The organism is Streptococcus mitis, assembly GCF_019929545.1.
Lineage (GTDB): Bacteria > Bacillota > Bacilli > Lactobacillales > Streptococcaceae > Streptococcus > Streptococcus mitis_BU.
The window spans coordinates 1-2,843 of record NZ_JAHZPT010000055.1 but is presented as its reverse complement, the minus strand read 5'-3'; the positions used below and the strand labels follow the sequence as shown (position 1 = coordinate 2,843).

2 protein-coding genes and 2 pseudogenes are annotated in these 2,843 nt (G+C 35.0%); all 4 read right to left on the bottom strand.

Annotated elements, in window-relative coordinates; all coding sequences use genetic code 11:
* Positions 1–318: 318 nt before the first annotated feature.
* Positions 319–707: pseudogene (locus K1I71_RS09455) on the bottom strand (DUF7668 domain-containing protein).
* Positions 708–736: 29 nt separating this feature from the next.
* On the bottom strand, positions 737–1,591 hold the full coding sequence (locus tag K1I71_RS09450) for an ADP-ribosylglycohydrolase family protein (RefSeq protein ID WP_223330848.1): 855 nt from the start codon (positions 1,589–1,591) through the stop codon (positions 737–739).
* A gap of 11 nt (positions 1,592–1,602) precedes the next feature.
* The gene (locus K1I71_RS09445) at positions 1,603–2,409 is read right to left on the bottom strand and encodes an alpha/beta hydrolase (protein ID WP_223330847.1); all 807 of its coding nucleotides are present in this window, start codon (positions 2,407–2,409) and stop codon (positions 1,603–1,605) included.
* A 154-nt stretch (positions 2,410–2,563) separates the two neighbouring features.
* Positions 2,564–2,770, bottom strand: a pseudogene (locus tag K1I71_RS09440) (CPBP family glutamic-type intramembrane protease); the annotation flags it as partial.
* Positions 2,771–2,843: the final 73 nt, after the last annotated feature.

Here is a 2,843-nt window from a genome sequence, read left to right as displayed (position 1 = left end):
AACCTCATCTTATGATAAGGCTATTATCTCATATTTTGGTGTCCATTGGATAGGTTTTTAGAGGTGCCCTTATATTTTGTCATTTATTTCTCCAAAAATACAAAGTCTAAGAATATTATAGCATGAAAATACTGAAAATGACTTTCTATTACCATTTAGATTCATTCATAAATTTCATTTAAAGACATTCAAGATATTGATAGAAAAACTTAATAGTTTTAAAAGGTTTAACCTTACTCTTGCAAAAAAAAGACATTCAAGAAAATCTTAAATGCCTGTATAAATAGTGTATTAAGGATATTGCTTGTTAAACTTCTCCTAACCAGGATCGACATTAAGAAATCTTACTGTATAGCCATTATCGGTATATAGAAACTCTACTTGCAACACCATATCTACTAATTCAGAATTTGAAGTCAAATCATAATCAACAGCAAAGCCAGTCTGGTCATCATAATCATAAATCTCCAATTGGGAATACTCATAAGGCGGATTGAAATGACATTCCACACCATACTCATCAATCGTGTCAAAATCATTCAATTCTAAAGACTTTTCAATATAATAAAAGAATTCGTTTAAATCGTCAATCTCTGACTCATCGACATAATTCATAATGTCTTCATATTTTTTAGGTGAATAGCCTTTAAAATATTAGTGATAACGTCTATAACTTTTTCTTTTTTATACTTATCAAGTAATTCCATCGGTGCCACCTTTCTACTTAACTAAACCATCATTTTCCTGCTATGTAAAACTCCAATCGTTCAATGACTTCCTTTAACGGGTTGTCTAGATAGGAATAGGCCTGTTCCTTGATCCAATCCGGAATACCATAAGCTGCCTCTGCTATGCTGCCAGTTATTGCAGCAAGTGTATCACTATCGCCACCAAGTGAGATGGCATTTCTTATCGCATCTTCGAAGTCTCTACTTTCAAGAAAGGAAATAATGGCTTGAGGGACAGTTTCTTGACATGTTTCGTTAAAACGATAGTTAGGGCGGATTTCATCTAAAGTTTGAGATAGATTGTAACCGTATGTCTTCTCTATATAATCCTTAATCCGTCTTTTACACTCCCTAGGATTGTCATTAATTGGTTGCTCGTATTCTCTACAATAACCACCAAAGTAAAAACGACACAGAAAGATAGCATCAGCTGTAGCCATAGCACCTTTGACACCTTCTGGATGATTATGAGTTACTTCAGCAGAAAGGTTTGCAAGTCCTCTAGATGATGACCACATTCCGGTTCTCGCATAGACATCACAGTCCATGATCCAAGCACATGGAGAAACACGCATAGCTGATCCATTCCCAAAGCTATTATAAGGCTCACGGTTATCGCTCTTTAGCCATGCATTAAACCGAGCACCGTAATCAGCATTCGGATACAATCTGCCATATTTCTTCATCGCGTCAATGAAGTCGTCTTTTTGTCCCCCATTCATAATCGCTTCTGCAACAGCACAGGTCATAACCGTATCATCTGTAAAAAAGCAATCCTCACAAAATAAAGGAAAGTCCTTCGTTTTGATATTGTTCCATTCGTAAACTGACCCTACAATATCTCCAATAATTGCTCCTAGCATGGTATTCCTCCTTATGGCATATCAGATTCGTTATACATTTCTAATGAAGCACTCTTTAAAAATGGCACCACCAAATCAATCCACTCATAAGGCAGGTAAGCTGATAAATAGCCGTGGTTATATCCCTTTGCTTCATACAAAATTGTATTTGAATGTAGCTGATGAAATAATTTCGCTGATTCTTTCACACAGTTCAATTCTTTTTCACCATAGATATACAGAACCTGCGCCTTGCTAGCAGAAATCATATCTTTCAGCTTGTAACATCCCATATAGTTTTTGTAAATTGTCACCAATGTTTTGACAGGCGTCCTTGGCAAATCCTCTAAATAATAAACTTTTATTTCCTCTGGATAAGCCAGTTTTGGATAGAGTTTATTCATCATGCTTAACTGAAGTTTGCAAGAGAATTTATTGAACATCAGTTTACCAAATAGAGACACTAGAAAGATGCTGATTTTAGCTAACCTTGGTTGAGGAATACAGAGGCTTCCGTCTATGATGGCCTTCTCAGCAATTTCACTGTCTAAAGACAAAAGCTCCATGGCAATTTGACCACCAAGTGAAACACCACCGATTGCAAACAATTTCCCACCACAGTTTGCTTTGATATAGTCTAGAATCTCCAAAGCAGAATCTTCAGTAGAAACATAATCAAGTTGATATTCCTCGCCGTGGCCATTCAAATTGGGTAGAATAATACGGTATTCTTTTGACAAGATTCGTGCTTGACGAAGATAATTCCACCAAGAACTGCCACCACCATGTATCAGTAAAATAGGAGGCAAATTCTTATCACCAAATTCATGGAATTTCATGTTTAAACTCCTTACTGTAGAACTTTCACTAGATAAATACTTGTTAAATCAGTTTGAACAAGCAGTGATGCCTCATCAAATAGAAAAGTCTCTAACATTGATTATCTAGAATGACCACACGTTACTTTCAATAATGGATATCCTGATCTAAATTTTAGAATGTTGTTTCCTTACTAATTCTATTACTCGCCAATATAGTATAAATCAAATAACCAATAAAAATGATAATAAAAATAAGATTAATTTTTAACACAAAATAGAGATTTAACAAATTTGCGAACGCATGAAATAATATACAGTATCCCACAGATTTCGTTTGACGGTAAAGAAGCCCTAAAACAAAACTTAAAAATAATGTATGGGCACCTCTAAAAACCTATCCAATGGACACCAAAATATGAGATAATAGCCTTATCATAAGATGAGGTTATTAT

Excerpts from the sequence above, each read along its gene's own strand:
- K1I71_RS09450 (WP_223330848.1), bottom strand. The coding sequence starts at position 1,591 with ATGCTAGGAGCAATTATTGGAGATATTGTAGGGTCAGTTTACGAATGG.
- K1I71_RS09445 (WP_223330847.1), bottom strand. The coding sequence starts at position 2,409 with ATGAAATTCCATGAATTTGGTGATAAGAATTTGCCTCCTATTTTACTG.